The organism is Achromobacter sp. 46006 (assembly GCF_059761975.1).
Genome location: NZ_JCBANN010000030.1, coordinates 49,726 through 64,300, shown reverse-complemented (window position 1 = coordinate 64,300; position 14,575 = coordinate 49,726). Strand labels below are relative to the sequence as shown.

At 65.5% G+C, this 14,575-nt stretch carries 14 protein-coding genes; 5 read left to right on the top strand and 9 right to left on the bottom strand.

Features of this window, described 5'->3' with window-relative positions:
* Positions 1-430: 430 nt before the first annotated feature.
* Entirely contained in the window at positions 431-634 is a 204-nt protein-coding gene (locus tag AC6LKG_RS15770) for an isoleucyl-tRNA synthetase (protein WP_498165697.1), read from the bottom strand.
* 301 nt (positions 635-935) lie between these two features.
* Between AC6LKG_RS15770 and AC6LKG_RS15765 the strand changes: the two genes are divergently transcribed.
* A complete protein-coding gene (locus AC6LKG_RS15765; protein WP_498165696.1) occupies positions 936-1,883 on the top strand; it encodes a LysR substrate-binding domain-containing protein in 948 nt (315 codons plus the stop codon).
* Positions 1,884-1,932: 49 nt separating this feature from the next.
* Here the strand turns inward: AC6LKG_RS15765 and scpC are convergent, their stop codons facing one another.
* Positions 1,933-3,450 (bottom strand): succinyl-CoA:acetate CoA-transferase ScpC, encoded by a 1,518-nt coding sequence (scpC, locus tag AC6LKG_RS15760; RefSeq protein ID WP_498165694.1) that lies wholly within the window; start codon positions 3,448-3,450, stop codon positions 1,933-1,935.
* Positions 3,451-3,690: 240 nt separating this feature from the next.
* Here scpC and AC6LKG_RS15755 point away from each other — a divergent pair, with 240 nt between their 5' ends.
* Both AC6LKG_RS15755 and AC6LKG_RS15750 read left to right on the top strand, forming a co-directional pair.
* Complete coding sequence (locus AC6LKG_RS15755) at positions 3,691-4,596, top strand: LysR family transcriptional regulator (protein WP_498165692.1); 906 nt, start codon at positions 3,691-3,693, stop codon at positions 4,594-4,596.
* A gap of 86 nt (positions 4,597-4,682) precedes the next feature.
* Positions 4,683-7,106 carry a DUF3772 domain-containing protein gene (locus tag AC6LKG_RS15750; RefSeq protein WP_498165691.1) on the top strand — a complete coding sequence of 808 codons (2,424 nt, stop codon included), beginning with the start codon at positions 4,683-4,685 and terminating at the stop codon, positions 7,104-7,106.
* Positions 7,107-7,124: 18 nt separating this feature from the next.
* On the opposite strand, the gene AC6LKG_RS15745 is transcribed toward AC6LKG_RS15750, so the two are convergent.
* The 3 genes from AC6LKG_RS15745 to AC6LKG_RS15735 all read right to left on the bottom strand — a co-directional run bounded on the left by AC6LKG_RS15745 (position 7,125) and on the right by AC6LKG_RS15735 (position 9,126).
* On the bottom strand, positions 7,125-7,793 hold the full coding sequence (locus tag AC6LKG_RS15745; RefSeq protein ID WP_498165689.1) for a hypothetical protein: 669 nt from the start codon (positions 7,791-7,793) through the stop codon (positions 7,125-7,127).
* A 47-nt stretch (positions 7,794-7,840) separates the two neighbouring features.
* Positions 7,841-8,308 (bottom strand): hypothetical protein, encoded by a 468-nt coding sequence (locus tag AC6LKG_RS15740; protein WP_498165687.1) that lies wholly within the window; start codon positions 8,306-8,308, stop codon positions 7,841-7,843.
* Positions 8,309-8,697: 389 nt separating this feature from the next.
* Positions 8,698-9,126, bottom strand: coding sequence for a hypothetical protein (locus tag AC6LKG_RS15735; RefSeq protein ID WP_498165685.1), 429 nt, complete (start codon positions 9,124-9,126; stop codon positions 8,698-8,700).
* A gap of 74 nt (positions 9,127-9,200) precedes the next feature.
* On the opposite strand from AC6LKG_RS15735, the gene AC6LKG_RS15730 reads away from it, so the two are divergent.
* Positions 9,201-9,491, top strand: a complete 291-nt coding sequence (locus tag AC6LKG_RS15730; protein WP_175134831.1) for an antibiotic biosynthesis monooxygenase family protein — start codon at positions 9,201-9,203, stop codon at positions 9,489-9,491.
* 3 nt (positions 9,492-9,494) lie between these two features.
* Here the strand turns inward: AC6LKG_RS15730 and AC6LKG_RS15725 are convergent, their stop codons facing one another.
* The 4 genes from AC6LKG_RS15725 to AC6LKG_RS15710 all read right to left on the bottom strand — a co-directional run bounded on the left by AC6LKG_RS15725 (position 9,495) and on the right by AC6LKG_RS15710 (position 13,382).
* The gene (locus AC6LKG_RS15725) at positions 9,495-10,112 is read right to left on the bottom strand and encodes a 3'-5' exonuclease (protein ID WP_498165683.1); all 618 of its coding nucleotides are present in this window, start codon (positions 10,110-10,112) and stop codon (positions 9,495-9,497) included.
* Positions 10,113-10,118: 6 nt separating this feature from the next.
* Positions 10,119-10,340, bottom strand: coding sequence for a DUF1653 domain-containing protein (locus AC6LKG_RS15720; protein ID WP_498165681.1), 222 nt, complete (start codon positions 10,338-10,340; stop codon positions 10,119-10,121).
* A 109-nt stretch (positions 10,341-10,449) separates the two neighbouring features.
* A complete protein-coding gene (locus AC6LKG_RS15715; RefSeq protein ID WP_498165700.1) occupies positions 10,450-11,919 on the bottom strand; it encodes a PAS domain-containing protein in 1,470 nt (489 codons plus the stop codon).
* A gap of 380 nt (positions 11,920-12,299) precedes the next feature.
* Positions 12,300-13,382 (bottom strand): GlxA family transcriptional regulator, encoded by a 1,083-nt coding sequence (locus AC6LKG_RS15710; RefSeq protein WP_498165679.1) that lies wholly within the window; start codon positions 13,380-13,382, stop codon positions 12,300-12,302.
* A 124-nt stretch (positions 13,383-13,506) separates the two neighbouring features.
* Between AC6LKG_RS15710 and AC6LKG_RS15705 the strand changes: the two genes are divergently transcribed.
* Positions 13,507-14,562 carry an ABC transporter substrate-binding protein gene (locus AC6LKG_RS15705; RefSeq protein WP_498165677.1) on the top strand — a complete coding sequence of 352 codons (1,056 nt, stop codon included), beginning with the start codon at positions 13,507-13,509 and terminating at the stop codon, positions 14,560-14,562.
* The last annotated feature ends 13 nt before the right edge of the window (positions 14,563-14,575 follow it).

Sequence of the window (14,575 nt, the reverse complement as noted above, 5' to 3'; positions counted from 1 at the left end):
AAATCCGTTGCACTTGCCTTGCCTCGCTGCCCAACAAACTGCTTGAACTGCGAAGGAGCGAGACTATAGCACAGAAATTCGGCGTGTCACGTCGGCATGACAACCATTTTGCAGAAAGATGATGTTTGCCCTGCCGCACGGCAAGACTCCGGGTGGATCTCTCCCCCGCATGGGCGACTTCGCCCACCGGGCCGGCAGGCAATTATCCGCACTGGCCGCCATCGGGTTGAAGCCGGGAACCGGACCCGTCGGTGCCCCGCAGGGTAGTCAGTCAGGCCCAGGGCCTCTCTCTATATATATAAGAGGCCCATCTCCCCCTGCGGCGGATATCCGCCCCTCCCTACATATATAGAGAGGCATCCGTATACGGAAGATGACCCGCGCTGGACGGCGCCAGCGATCCCGAGCTCCGTGCCGGAATCACCGCTCCTCACCAGCGCAGGGTGTCTATGCGGGCGATTCGCTTGAGCGATTGCTCGACCCTGGCCTGATTCACCACCCATTCCGGCGCGCCCATGTCCTTGAGCATATGGGCATCCAGTTCATCCGCCAGGTTGCGCAAGATCCGGTCGGCGCGCCATGAACGGTAGACGCGCCAGAGACGGGTGATGACACCGGCTGGCCGCGAAGGCATCGGCTCGCCGACGTGCGATGCAGGCAGCCCAGTCGCCAGGGGTCCGGCGACGGGAACTGCGACAGGCGTGGGCGGGGAGACGACGGGCGCATGAGGCCGTGGCGGCGCCGGGCAGGCGCTACCGAACTCAGAGGCAGTCTGAACACAGGTTTGGGCGGGCATGGTTGGCTCCTCGATCCGATCCGTTTTGGTAAGCGTATTCGCCCAAACCGCGGCTGAAAATCGAATTGTTTTACCCATGACGGTCAGTTAATCTAACCAAACGAGTCATCCCCTTGTCAGATCCTGCCCGCCCTGCCTCATGCGCCTGCCCCTGAATACCCTGCCCGCCTTCCGCGCCGTTGCCGAATTGCAAAACCTGCGCGCGGCGGCCGACCGCCTGCACTTGACCCACAGCGCAGTCAGCCAGCAGATCAAGGGACTGGAGGAGCAATTGGGCTTTCCCTTGTTCGAGCGCAGCGGGCGCGGCATTGTGCTGAACCCGGCCGGCGCGGCCCTGCTGTGCAGCGTGCAGAGCGCCATGGCATTGCTGGACGAGGGCCTGATGGCGGCATCGGCTGCCGCGCGTGGCAGCGCACAGCACTTGCGCGTTTCGGTATTGCCCTCGTTCGCGCAACGCTGGCTGTTGCCGCGCATGGCCCGTTGGCACAAGCGCCATCCGGAACTATCGCTGGAAATCGAGACCTCGCAGCAAGTGGTGGACTTGCTGCGCGACGGGTTTCATGCCGCGCTGCGGTTCGGCCGCGGCCCCTGGCCTGGCGTGGAGTCGGAGCCGCTATTCGACATGCCGTTGCCGCTGATCGCGCTGGCTTCGCCGGAAACCGCCGCGGCGCTGGCCGACCGCACGCCCGAAACGCTGGCCCGGCAACCGCTGCTAGGGGAACGCGACATGTGGCAACACTGGTTCAATGCCGCCGGCCTGAGCGTGCCAGTCACGCCTGTGGCAACGTTCAATGACGCCGGCATGATGCTTCAGGCGGCGGAACAGGGATTGGGTATTACGCTGGGGCGCGAGCTGCTGGCCGCGGATGCGATCCGCGCGGGCCGGTTGGTGCAGGTATCACCCGTGACAGTGCATTACGAACAGGCCCAGACCTATCACCTGGTCTACCGGCCCAGCCTGCGCGAGTGGGCTCCGCTGGTGGCCTTGAAGCAGTGGTTGCACGACGAACTGGAGCGATCGAGCCAGGGGCTGGTGACGGCCGCGCCTCACGCAGCGGTCCCTGACACATTCGACACGGGCACCTGACCCGCCGCGCCCCCTCCAGGCAGCGCGGAGCCGCCCCGGGGCGATGCCGTCAGGCGGCCCTGCGGGTCGCGGGCGGCACCCCATGCATGGAGTCGGTCTGGTTGAAGCGCTGGTGCCACGAAAAGGCTTCTTCCAGCAGATGCGGGGTCTGGCCGCCGCGCTCGCAGGCACGACCGAAATAATCCTGCAGCGCATCGCGGTACGAGGGATGCACGCAATGCTGGATAATCACGCGGGCGCGTTCGCGCGGCGCCAGGCCACGCAAATCGGCCAGGCCGCACTCGGTGACCAGCACGTCGACGTCGTGTTCGGTGTGGTCGACATGCGAGACCATCGGCACAACGCTGGAGATATCGCCGTTCTTGGCCATGGACTTGGACACGAAGATCGCCAGATGGGCATTGCGGGCGAAGTCACCCGAGCCGCCGATGCCGTTCATCATGTGGGTGCCGCCGACGTGGGTCGAATTGACGTTGCCGTAGATGTCGAACTCCAGCGCGGTGTTGATGGCGATGATGCCAAGGCGACGCACAACCTCCGGCGCGTTGCTGATCTCTTGCGGACGCAGCACGATGCGTTCACGGTAATGCTCGATGTTGGCCAGGATCTTTTCGTACACGGGTCGAGAAACCGTGATGGACGAAGCCGAGGCGAACGCCAGCTTGCCCTGATCCAGCAATTCGATGGCGCTGTCCTGCAGCACTTCCGAATACATTGTCAGGCCCTCGAATTCCGATGACTCGAAGCCGTGCAGCACGGCGTTGGCAATGGTGCCGATGCCAGCCTGCAGCGGCAACAAGGCATTGTCCAGACGGCCAGCCTCGACCTCGGCGCGCAGGAAGGTGTTGATATGGGCCGCGATGGCGCTGGTTTCGGCATCCGGCGGCAAGGCATTGGAAGGGCTGTCCGGCTCGTGCGTGATGACAATGGCGGCGATCCTGTCGGGATCGACCTCGATCCAGGGCTGGCCGATGCGTTGGTCGGCCGCAACCAGGCCGATGGGCTCGCGCCGGGGCCTTTCGGTGGGAACGTAGATGTCGTGCAGGCCTTCGATGGCGGCCGGGACGCCGAGGTTCAACTCGATGATGATGCGCCGCGCCTGCTGCGCGAACGAGGCGGAATTACCCACCGACATGGTGGGCACGATGGCGCCGGTTTCGGTGATGGCGGCGGCCTCGATGATGGCTACGTCGACCGGGCCTATGTGACCGGCGCGCAACTGCTCGGCGGTTTCCGACAAGTGCTGGTCGATGAAAGCGATTTCGCCCTGGTTGATCTTGCGGCGCAGTGTCGTGTCGACCTGGAACGGCATGCGTCGCGCCAGCGCATTGGCCTGCGCCAGCATCTTGTCGGTGTCGTGCCCCAGCGAAGCGCCGGTGATGAGCGTGATGGAGAGCGGTTCGCGCTCGGCGCGCGCAGCCAGCGCCGCGGGGACCGATTTGCAGTCGCCGGCCCGCGTGAAGCCGCTCATGCCCACGGTCATGCCGTCTTCGACCAATTGGGCCGCCTGCTGCGCGGTCGTGATCTTGGCACGTAGCCCGGGATGGCGGATGCGGTCGGTATGCATGATGTCTCCAGATTCAAAAGCCGGTGGCTCGCGGCCGGACGCGCGGGCATGCCGCCAACATCCGGACGCCGTCTAGCGCGGCGTTTCGTGACGTCCGAAGCGCGCCATGCCGGCCAGCTTCGGGTCGAATTTCCGGCAGTATAGGAAGCGCGGGCGAAATCTCGTAATGACTTAAAATCATCCAAATAAGTCGTTTTTTTCATTGTTTGAAGATTCCGCGCTTTACACGGGAGGTTCCTCTTGGACGTGCGTGCCCTGCGATACTTCGTCGAAACCGTGCGACATGCCAGCTTCACGCAGGCGGCCAAAGCGCTGTTCGTCACCCAATCGACCGTCAGCAAGATGATCCGCCAACTGGAAGAAGAAGCCGGTACGCCACTGCTGGTGCGAGACGGTCACACCGCGCGGCCCACCGATACCGGGCGCGTGATGTACCAACGCGGCCTGCAAGTGCTGGAGACCATGCGCCAGTTGGGCGAGGAAATGCGCCAGACCGCCGAACTGCAGCGCGGGGCTCTCGAGGTCGGCATCCCGCCCATGATCAACCTGCTGTTCACGCCAGTGGTCAAGCGTTTTCGCGAGCAGCATCCCGGGATCCACCTGACCTTGCGCGAGGGCACCGGCCGCGCGGTGGAAGCGTTGGTGGCAAGCGGCGAACTGGAGGTGGGCGCGACCGTCCTGCCGCTCGCGACCGACAGTGGACTGGCCGCGCAGGCATTCGGCAGTTATCCGATCTGGGTGATCGGACCGCCCGACGCGGCCTGGGCCGGCAAGACCTCGCTGCCGCTGAGCGCGCTGCGCGATACCCGCCTGTTGATTCCCACCGATGACTTCGCCATGACGCGGCGGCTGCGCCAGGCCTTTGCCGACGCCGGCCTGCAGCCCGGCATCGCGGCCCAGAGCGCGCACTGGGACTTCCTGGTAGCGATGGCTTCGGCCGGCCTGGGCGCGGCCTTGCTGCCCGAGCCTCTGATGCGGCGCATGAAGACGCGGGGCTTGAGTACCGCCAGGCTGGCCAAATCCGGACTGCAATGGGAGGTCGGCCATATCTGGCAGCAATCCGGTTACTTGTCGTATGCCGCCCGCGCCTGGCTGGAAGTGTGCGATGCAGTGCTGGGCGGCCCTCGCGCGCACCGCCGGATCTAACAGGGACATAGCGGAGTTTTTGTTGCAACGAAGCGGGCAACGGCTTGTTATGCTGCGCCTCGATGCGATCCGATCGCCCAAGAAACATGACTCCGAATCCGCAATATCCGCGCTTGCGCACCGTGCCGGGCACCCGCGTTTTCGCCGCCCTGGTTGCCGCCCTGCTGCTGGCGCTGTGCCTGGCGCCCGCGTTTGCCGCCGCCCCCGCCTCGCCTGCGGAGACCGACGCCATGCTGGCCGCCGCCCGCAAGCAGCTCGATGACATCCGCAAGCGCATCCCCGACGAGACCGACGACGCCGAACTGCTCAAGCAGCGCGGCGATGCGCTCGACATCCAATCCAAGGCGGACGCCGCCGCCGATGCGCTCGCCCCGCAGTTGACCAGCGTGACGGCGCGCTTGAGCGAGTTGGGCACGCCACCCGACAACGTCAAGGAAGCGCCCGACGTCGCGGCCCAGCGCATGCAACTGGACAAGAACAGCCGCGCCCTGGACGCGCAGATCAAGCTGGCCCGGTTGCTGTCGGTGGATGCGGCCCAGGCCGCGGAACAGATCTCGGCCCAGCGCCGCACGCAGTTCCAGGCACGGCTGGGCGAACGCCGCGACTCGTTCCTGTCGGCCCAGTTCTGGGCCGAATTCCGCCAGGAATTTCCGCGCGACCTGGAACGGCTGCTGGCATTGCGCGACGATCTGGCGACCGCGGTCAGCCAGACGCCAAGATGGGGCTGGGTATTGCTGGCCACGGCGGCCGCACTGGCGATTGCCTTGCGTATCTGGATCGGCCGCCTGCTCTTGCGCATCACCGCGACGCGGGTGCCGCCCGGGCGCCTGCGGCGCTCGTTCCTGGCGGTTGCGCTGCTGACGCTGGCGGTGGCCACACCGGGCGTCATCGCCTTGCTGCTGCACATTGGCCTGGACTGGAACTCGCAATTGTCGGACAGCAGCGGCACATTGCTGGCCAATCTGGTTGCGACAGTCTGTTTCGGAGGGTATGTATCCGGGCTGGGCTACGCCCTGCTTTCGGCCAACCGGCCGTCCTGGCGCCTGCCCCCGGTGTCCGACGCGGTGGCGCAACGCCTGCGCTGGCTGCCAGGGGTACTGGGCGTGCTGGTGGTGATGATCTGGCTGGCCGAACGCCTGCCGGTGCTGCTGAACGTCAGCCTGACCACCACCATCACCCTGACCGGAATCGTGGCGGTGCTGGTCATGGCGACGATGGCGGTGGCGTTGTCGATCGGTCGCCGGCTGCGCCGTCTGGCGCAGCAGCAGGACGCCGGTCCCACGCCGTTCTGGATCTCATTGCTGCTTACCGCCGCCGGCACCGTGCTGGTCCTAAGCCTGGCCAGTCTGCTGGCGGGTTACGTGGCGTTCGGTAGTTTCCTGGCCAAGCAGGTGCTGTGGGTGCTGATCGTGCTGGCGTCGGCCTATCTGCTGTCGTTACTGATCGAAGATGGCTTCAGCACCTTGCTCGGCACCTCGCACCGCGATGATGGCGATGGCACCAGCCTGCGCGATCAGGCAGCGGTGCTGCTGTCGGGCGTGGGCCGGGTGGCGGTGGGCCTGCTGGCCCTGATCCTGCTGGTGGCGCCGTTCGGTGAAGGGCCGATGGACCTGGTGCAGCGCTTCGATCAGTTGCGCAAGGGCCTGGCCATCGGCGAGGCACAGATCCGTCCGGGCGCGGTGCTGCAGGCGCTGCTGGTGCTGAGCCTGTCGCTGCTGAGCGTGAAGATGCTCAAGCGCTGGCTGGCCAACCGCTACCTGCCCACCACCGAACTGGATCCTGGCATGCAATTGTCGGCGGCGACGCTGTTCGGCTATGCCGGGTTCGTCCTGGCAATCGCGCTGTCGCTGTCGGCCGCGGGCATCGGCCTGGAACGGGTGGCGTGGATCGCCAGCGCGCTGTCGGTGGGCATCGGTTTCGGTCTGCAGGCAGTGGTACAGAATTTCGTGTCTGGCCTGATCCTGCTGGCCGAACGTCCCGTCAAGGTCGGCGACTGGGTCTCGCTGGGCGGCGTCGAAGGCGACATCCTGCGCATCAACGTGCGGGCCACGGAGATCCAGATGGGGGATCGGTCCACGGTGATTGTCCCGAATTCGGAATTCGTCACCAAGACTGTGCGCAACGTCACGCGCTCGAATCCCCTGGGACTGGTGCAGATCAAGCTGCCGTTGCCGCTGTCTACCGATGCCCAGCGGGTGCGCGAACTGATCCTGCAGGCATTCGCAGACCATGAGGACGTACTCGACACGCCTGCGCCCAATGTGTTCCTCGATGGCATCGAGGCTGGCAATCTGGTGTTCAACGCCAAGGGCTATGTCTCGTCGCCACGCTCGGCCTATGGCGTTCGCAGCGCCCTGCTTTTCACCGTGCTGCATCGATTGAATGAGGCCGGGTTGGCCGTGTCCGCGCCGCCAACGATGTTGCTGGCATCGGCCCCACAGGCGACGCCGTCGCGCCCGGGAGCCGCCGAGGGGCCGGGCGCCGCGGCTGCGCCCGCCGCCACGCCCTGAGTGCCGGGGCCACCATCTTCAACCCGGCGAGTAAAAGTCCGCCAGGCCCTGCCTGTCCATGCGCGGATTGCGCAGCGGCGGCGAATTCACCATGGTGTTTTGCACGGACAGGACCGGATACGTCTGCGCGACGGGCCCGGACGCCATGGCCGGAGCCGGCGCGGGCGCGGCCTGGGCGACGTTGGGGTTGGGATTCTCGAACCGGTGGTCGGCGGTGGTGAGCGACGGATTGGTGCACAGCCCCTGCGCGGTCAAGGCGGCCTTGGTGCGGTCATCGGTCTGGCAGAGAATGTCGACCGCCGCGGTCTCGAGGCGGCGCGAACGGTCCGGATCCTTGGTGGAGGCGGCTGCCTGCATGGTGCGTTCAAAGTTGCGGCGCAGGCTGCACTTCTGGTCTTCCACCGGGAAGGCCACGTTCATGCCGAACCCGACCACGGAGCCGCCGCCGCCGGCCGACACCATGCAGCTATCGGACGAAAACGAGCCATAGAAACTCTGCGCGCCGATCGGCGGCGCGGTGCGCAGGGTGCTCGAACCGTTGCTGTTGGAATTGAACGTGACGCCCTGGTTATTGCCGGCGTTGGTCGAGCCCGATGACGCCGAGGTGGTCGAGGAAGAAGTGCTGGTCTGGGCTCCGGCGGAAAAGGCCACCAGCGACAGGGATAAGGCAAGCGCAAGGGTTTTCATGATGTCCTCTCGACCGGACGGCCGAGGCCGTCCGGATTGCGTGCTGCTCAGTGACCAAAACCACCCACCGGACCGACGCCGTGGATCGACGCGGTCGCCCCGATCGCGCCGGCGTTGAACGTGCCCGTGGCCGTTGCGTTGGTGGTGGTGCTACCGAACGTGGCGCCGCCGTTGGCGATGCTGTCGCCGACCATGATCGGCGCATTGCCGCTGATATGGCCGTAGCTTTCGCTGGTGGCGTATTGCCGCGTGCTGGTGACGGCGGTGGTCCCATCCGGGCTGAAGGATCCTCCGGCGGTGGCAACGCCGCCGGTTTCACCGAACGACGTCTGGCTCGATGAGCCATAGCCGTTGATCTGGGTCGAGACCACGGAAGTGCCCGTGGAGACCGACGAGACCGTGCCCGTGATGGTGCCGACATGGCCGGACGCCGACATGCCGGGCTGGCCCGGCCCACTCGCGTAGGCGGAAACCGCGACGAGGGACAACGTTGCGACTGCTGCGAGCTTTTTCATTTGTGCTCCTCCCGATCCGCTGCATGCGGATGATCAGGTGCCGGTGGCCGACCGGCGCGGACCTCTACCTCCCGACGCTGTACACCCATATGGCAACGTGGCGTTTGGGACTTTCGTATTGGTACGGAATGATTGCGCCGTACTAAGGACGTCGGTATCGGTTAAACGGGTGACCGATTCCAAGGGAGTGAGGAGGAAGACGTAAAAGATGTCATGCAATCTGCGAACATCGGCGCGCGGGCCATGCATATGGCGGAGGCATGGCCCGCGCCGGACGCGATTGCTGCGACGCATCTCAGCTCATAGGATGGGGCGATGCGAGATGCCCTCGCACGCATTGCCTAGCACGCACGGCGGCGATTTTCGACAGATCGCCGTTCGGCTTACTGTCAGGATGAGCCCGGCAGGGCGGGCCAGTGCGCCCCGGCATACGCGAGCAGGCGCGCCGACTCGCGCCGGGCCAGCGCGAGGTCCACCGCGACAAGCAGCAACAACACGCCGCCTTCGGCCAGTTCGAGCCGGGCCCACAGGTGGTAGCCGGCCAGCAGCGCCATCCCCACCGCCGCCGCCAGCCAGCCAGGCCAAGCCGGCGCGGCCCCCGCCAGCGCAGGCCCCGTGGCACGGCGCAGCGCCAGCCATGCGACGAGCGGCAGGGCGAGCATGGACAAGGGAAGGTAGATCGCAATGGCCGACAGCACCGCCGTCACGCTGAATTGGGTGTGCGATACCAGAGCCATGACGGCGAGTGCCGCAACCCCCACGTACCACAGCAGGCGGGCAGCGACAAAATGCGGCAGGGTCGTAGCGGATCGGTTCATGGCGACGGGCTTTTTGCGCCATACTACTCCGCCCGGCCGGCCCTCGCCCGGCCCTTTAACCCGGAGACAAGATCATGATCCAGGAGATTGCCAGCATCCACGTGCGCGAAGGACAAGAAGCCCTGTTCGAAGCGGGCGTGGCCCAGGCCCGGCCGCTGTTCCTGCGGGCCCGCGGCTGCCACGGCATGGAGTTGTACCGCAGCATCGAACAGCCGCAGCGCTATACCCTGGTGGTGGATTGGGAAACCGTCGAAAACCACATGGTGGATTTCCGGGAGTCCGTCGATTTCCAGGAATGGCGCAAGCTGGTGGCGGGCTTCTTCGTCGAGCCGCCCCAGGTTCACCACGAGCAAAAGGTGCTCTGAGGTTCAGACTGGCGCCAGCCGAGAGCTGGCCGCGAGCGCAACCGCCACGGTGGTGCGCACGTCGGCCAGGGCGCGGTGGGTGGGCTCGGAGGCGCCGACGTGCCTCGCCAGGACATCCAGTTTGTGCGACGGCAATTCAGGCCAGGCGCGCCGGGCCAGCGCCAGCGTGCAATGCGTGGCATTGGCGAACGGCAGGCCGGTCTGGCTGGCGGCCGCGGCCAGGAATCGGCGGTCGAACGAGGCATTGTGGAAAAACACCGGCAGGTCTTCGACAAAATCCAGGAAGGCCGCGAATGCCTGCGCCACGGGCACGCCCTGGCGGTCCACCTCGGCCTGCGTGATGCCGGTCAGGCGCGTGATGAAAGACGGCACGGCGGCGCGCGTGCGCACCACCTGCGCATACTCCCGCTGCGCCGCCCCCTCGGGCCCGACCCGGACCGCGGCGAATTCCAGGATTTCACATGATGCGGTGGAGAGTCCGGTGGTTTCCAGGTCGGCCACGATGAACGGGCCGCGCAGCGCGGCCAGCGCCGCCGACAGGGCGGCCGTGGATTTGGCCGCGCCACCAGTCGGTCCGGTCGCGCCTGCGGCCGGACGGGTACGGCGGTAATAGTAGGCCATGATCCGTCAAGCCGGCTGCAGCGCGGCGAAGCGCGGCGAGCCGTCGGCCAATTGGCCGAAGAACAACTCTGCTGGCCGCACCCACAGGCCGCGGGCATGCGGCCACAGATGCTCATAGACCACCATGGACGCGTCGGTCTCGGAATGGCGGGCCGTGTCGATATAGCGGTACAGGCCGCCCTTGTAATGGCGGTGGGTGGCAAGCGCCAACGCTTCGGATTCGGTCATGGGGGGCTATGAAAAACGCGGCCCGGGCCGGTAGGTTCCGACCCGGGCCGACGGGTTCTGACAAGACCGTATTTATAGCGCACTCGGACAGCGCGCGCCGCGCCGCCGTTCAATACCGCACATACTCCAATGCGGGCTTGGGAGGCATCGGCGTATTGGCCGCCGCCCGCGCCCGCACCGCTGGCGCCACGGGCTTGACCGCTGGCCGCAGGACCGGCGCGGCGCCATGCGCTTCGTGGGCGGCCTGCAAGGCAGCGGCGGCTTCGGCGGTCATCTGGGTAATATCCTCGGTCACTTCGCCCAGCTTGCCGGACTGCGCCAGCGACACTTCCACCACCTCACCCATGATCTCCGTGACCCGGCGCGACGAGGCCACGATGTCCTCCATGGTGGCGCCGGCCGACTGCACCTGCCCGGCGCCGCTCTCGATCTGCTCGACCGACATGGTTATCAGCCCTTTGATTTCCTTGGCCGCGGCGGCGCTGTTCTGTGCCAGGCTGCGCACTTCCGCCGCCACGACCGCGAAACCCTTGCCGTGCGCGCCAGCGCGAGCCGCCTCGACCGCGGCATTCAAGGCCAGGATATTGGTCTGGAAAGCGATGCCGTCCATCACGCCGATAATCTCGGAAATGCGCTTGGAACTGTCGGTGATCGCGCCCATGGTGCGCACCACGCCCCGCACGGTCTTGCCGCCCTCTTCGGCGACACGACAGGCATCCTGCGCCAGGGTATTGGCCTGCCCGGCGCGCTCGGCATTTTCCGTCAGGCCCTGCACCGCCACCCGCAGGGTCTGGGCGGCGGTAAAACGCCTGGTAATGTCGGTGGCGAACTTCACCACTTTGAATGGCCGGCCTTCGGCGTCGAAAATCGGGTTATAGCTGGCCTCGATCCAGACGTGGCGGCCGTTCTTGCCGATGCGCAGATACTGGCCGGTGTCGTGCTCGCCGCTGCGCAGTTTGCGCCAGAACTCCGCATAGGCCGCGCTGCGCGCTTCTTCGGGTAGCACGAACATGCTGTGGTGCCGCCCGAGGATTTCATCTTCGCGGTATCCCACCGCCTTCAAAAACAGGTCGTTGGCGCGGATAATGGTGCCATCCAACTCGAACTCGATAATCGCCTGCACTTTGGATATGGCCTCCAACTGACCCTCGGTGTCGGCCTGGCGATGCTGCTGCTCGGTAATGTCGGTGGCGTACTTGACCACCTTGAAGGCGCGCCCGTGCTTATCGAAAATCGGGTTATAGCTGGCCTGCAGCCAAACGTCGCTACCGTCCTTGCGCATGCGGCGATAACGCCCCGTGTCATGCGCTCCCTGGCCCAGCTTTTCCCAGAAAGCCAGGTAATCGGCGGCCTGGCGTTCTTCCGGCGCCACGAACATGCGGTGGTGCTGCCCCAGCACCTCGTCCAGTTCGTAGCCCATTGTGTCGAGGAAATTCTGATTGGCCATAAGGACATGGCCTTCGAGATCGAATTCGATCACGGCTTGGGCCTTGTGGATGGCCGCTATCTGTCCGTATAGATCCGCTTTCTGCATGCCACGCTCGGCGCGCAGCAGCCGTTTGAGGGTAAGCCATTGCATGTTGACGTCTCCCGCTGGGAATGGGACGAATTTGCTGAAACCGATGAAGAAACCAGTTGGCTTATCTGAAGCAGACTGCTGGCGCGTACTGGAAATCACGCCGTGCATGCCACGCCGCATGCACGCTTTGGCCTGCGATTCCGTCACCCCGTGGCGGCGGCAGGTCGACAATTGCAAAAAGAGAAAAATGTATCCAGTCGAAATTATTTAATCCCAAAAACGAGCTGCTCTCAATATTTTCCGTATCCGCTTTTCAAAAAAAAATCGAAGGCATGCCGTGCCCGGGCAATTCAGCAAAGATTCAACGACAGCATGAAGCCCGCTTCATGGCGAAAACCAGGGTTAATACGAATTAGGCCGAGCGCCAGATGGCGGCAGCGCTATGCGGGGAAAACGCTGATCTCGCCTTCGTGCCGCGCAGCGCGGCGCCCGTGGCTTTGTTGGTACTGGCGCGGCGATTGCCCGAAATGCGCGCGGAAATCACGCGAAAAATGCGCGCCGTCGGCAAATCCGCAGTCCAGCGCGATTTGCGTGATACTGCAGGCATTATTAAGCAATAGCCAACTGCCATATTCCAGCCGCAATTGGCGCTGGAAGGCCATGGGCGACATGCCCGTCGCCAGGCGGAAGGCTCTTTCGAGCTGGCGCCGTCCCACTCCGACGTAACGGGCAATGGCGTCCAGCGGCGGAGGGTTATCGATGCGCTGCTCGATGAAATGCGCCGCCTGGCGCACACGCAGGTCCTGAATTCCGGACAGATCGGTACGGAAATGTGCCTGCGGCACGCGTCCTGGTCGCGCGCCCTGCAGCATCATGTGGCGCATGGCCTGTTGCGCCTTGTCGCGACCGCAATGGCGCGCCACCAGATACAGCGCCAGATCGATGGCGGCGGTGGAGCCGGCGCAGGAAATCAGGTCGCCCTCGTCGACAAACAGCCGGTCGACCACCGCGCGGGTATGCGGAAAGCGTTCGCGGAATGCCTCCAGCACGTTCCAGTGGACGCAGACCGTGCGCGGCCCGATCACATCGGCCTGCGCCAGCGCGAAGGTGCCCGTGCAAATGCCCAGCAGCCGTACCCGCAGCGCCGCCGCCAGCCGCAGCCAGTCGCGCAAACGCTCGGGCATGCGGCCGCTGGAATAGTCATTGCCGCCGCAGACCGCGATGTAGTCGAACTGCGCCGGATCGTCGGGCAGGCCGGCTTCCACCTCGATCGCCAGTCCGGCGCTGGCGCAGCGCGGTTTGCCATCCCAGCTCATTACGCGCCAAGCGGTATGGATCTGGCGGCTGCGGCCGCCGTGGTCGCCAGCCAGCCGCAGGACGTCGACAAAACCGGCGAACGCGGCCAGCGTGAACTGGTCCAGCAGCACGATGCCGACGGTCAGGGCGGGTTTTCCCTGAGGCGGCAACACATCGCCGTCGTCATAGGAGAGCGGCGCGGACAGGGGGAGCGCGGCGGCGGTCATGACGCAATTATTCAAGTTTATGTCCCGCGCCTTCAAGCTCGTTTTCCCGAGCATCGCCCAAGATGCGCCTGTGGTACTTGAGTCAATGAATCGCGGATCGACAAATCTACAAGGGGAATCCGACATGGCAACAAACACCCGCAGCGCGCTGGGCGCGGCGGCGCTGGGCGCGGGGCTGCTCCTGGCTTCGCACGCGGCGCTGGCGCAGCAGCAGAAAATCACCGTCGCCTGGTACGGCGGCAACTGGGGCGACGCGTTCCGCGCTTGCGTCGCCGAGCCCTTCACCAAAGCCACCGGCGTCACCGTGGTGCCGGAGGTCGGCACCTCCACCACCACGCTGGCAAAGCTGCAGCAGCAGAAAACCGCGCCGACCATCGACGTCGCCTGGATGGACGGCGGCATCAGCGAACTGGCGCAGCAGGCCGGCGTGCTGGATGCGCTGGACCCGGCCGCCATTCCCCATCTGCAGAATGTCATCGACCAGGGCATCTACCGTGACGGCAATGCCGTGTTCGCGGTCAGCACCGGTTATTACTCGCTGGGCATCACCTACAACACCAAGGAAGTGACGCAGCCGCCGACCAGTTGGAAGGACCTTTGGAAACCCGAGTACGCCGGCGCGGTGGCGGTGCCTTCGCCCGCCAACTCGTCGGGCGTGCCATTCATCTTTTTCCTGGCGCGGGTCTGGGCGGTCGATCCGTCGAATCTGGCGCCGCTCTATGCCAAGCTGGCTTCGCTCGACACGGCGCTGTTCTTCGACAGCTCGGGCGCGGCCACCAACGCCTTCCAGAGCGGCGAAGCGGTGATCGGCGCGCATTTCAACGTCGGAGCCTGGGACTTGATCGACAAAGGCCTGCCTATCGGCTTCTCGGTCCCCAAGGAGGGAGTCTGGGCCACCGATGCCCGGCTGCACCTGGTCAAGGGCGCTCCCAACAAGGACGCGGCGCAGAAATTCATCGATACCGCCATGACCGCCGACGCCGCCGCCTGCCTGGCAAGCAAGCTGTATCTGGGCCCGGCGGTCAAGGATGTGCAAGTATCCAAGGAGGTCGCGCGCAAGCTGCCGTGGGGCGCGGAGGGCTCGGTCAAGAACCTCAGCCTGTTCGACTGGAACCTCATCAACGCCCGCCGCGCCGAGGTCACCGACGCGTGGAACCGGCAGGTTGCCCGCCAGCGCTGAGCAAGGTCCGCTT

What these genes read in the sequence shown, in the direction of transcription:
- AC6LKG_RS15770 (WP_498165697.1), bottom strand. Translation starts at nt 634, where the DNA reads ATGCCTTCGCGGCCAGCCGGTGTCATCACCCGTCTCTGGCGCGTCTAC.
- AC6LKG_RS15765 (WP_498165696.1), top strand. Translation starts at nt 936, where the DNA reads ATGCGCCTGCCCCTGAATACCCTGCCCGCCTTCCGCGCCGTTGCCGAA.
- scpC (WP_498165694.1), bottom strand. Translation starts at nt 3,450, where the DNA reads ATGCATACCGACCGCATCCGCCATCCCGGGCTACGTGCCAAGATCACG.
- AC6LKG_RS15750 (WP_498165691.1), top strand. Translation starts at nt 4,683, where the DNA reads ATGACTCCGAATCCGCAATATCCGCGCTTGCGCACCGTGCCGGGCACC.
- AC6LKG_RS15745 (WP_498165689.1), bottom strand. Translation starts at nt 7,793, where the DNA reads ATGAAAACCCTTGCGCTTGCCTTATCCCTGTCGCTGGTGGCCTTTTCC.
- AC6LKG_RS15740 (WP_498165687.1), bottom strand. Translation starts at nt 8,308, where the DNA reads ATGAAAAAGCTCGCAGCAGTCGCAACGTTGTCCCTCGTCGCGGTTTCC.
- AC6LKG_RS15735 (WP_498165685.1), bottom strand. Translation starts at nt 9,126, where the DNA reads ATGAACCGATCCGCTACGACCCTGCCGCATTTTGTCGCTGCCCGCCTG.
- AC6LKG_RS15730 (WP_175134831.1), top strand. Translation starts at nt 9,201, where the DNA reads ATGATCCAGGAGATTGCCAGCATCCACGTGCGCGAAGGACAAGAAGCC.
- AC6LKG_RS15725 (WP_498165683.1), bottom strand. Translation starts at nt 10,112, where the DNA reads ATGGCCTACTATTACCGCCGTACCCGTCCGGCCGCAGGCGCGACCGGA.
- AC6LKG_RS15720 (WP_498165681.1), bottom strand. Translation starts at nt 10,340, where the DNA reads ATGACCGAATCCGAAGCGTTGGCGCTTGCCACCCACCGCCATTACAAG.
- AC6LKG_RS15715 (WP_498165700.1), bottom strand. Translation starts at nt 11,919, where the DNA reads ATGCAATGGCTTACCCTCAAACGGCTGCTGCGCGCCGAGCGTGGCATG.
- AC6LKG_RS15710 (WP_498165679.1), bottom strand. Translation starts at nt 13,382, where the DNA reads ATGACCGCCGCCGCGCTCCCCCTGTCCGCGCCGCTCTCCTATGACGAC.
- AC6LKG_RS15705 (WP_498165677.1), top strand. Translation starts at nt 13,507, where the DNA reads ATGGCAACAAACACCCGCAGCGCGCTGGGCGCGGCGGCGCTGGGCGCG.